The organism is Streptomyces sp. GbtcB7, from assembly GCF_019091445.1.
In the GTDB taxonomy this organism is placed as follows: Bacteria; Actinomycetota; Actinomycetes; order Streptomycetales; family Streptomycetaceae; genus Streptomyces; species Streptomyces mirabilis.
On record NZ_JAGXJM010000792.1, the window covers coordinates 1 to 229 of the forward strand.

Annotated in this window: 1 pseudogene; it reads right to left on the reverse strand. The window is 72.1% G+C overall.

The annotated features are described in order from the left end of the window. Positions 1 to 229: pseudogene (locus KVT44_RS57575) on the reverse strand (DNA-binding response regulator); the annotation flags it as partial.

The following is a 229-nucleotide window of genomic DNA, read 5'->3' on the forward strand; positions in this document are numbered from 1 at the left end:
GGTGACCGGCGGGGCCAGTACGCCCTCGCCCGTGGCGATGACCCGGATGCCGTCGTCGAGGCCGGACGGCGAGGCGTCCATCAGCATGAAGCCGCTGGCGCCCGCCTGGAGGGCCGGGTAGACGTACACGTCCATGGCGAACAGGGTCAGGGCCAGCACCCGGACACCGGTCAGCGTCTCGTCGGAGCAGACCTCCCGGGTCGCCGCGATGCCGTCGAGAACCGGCATC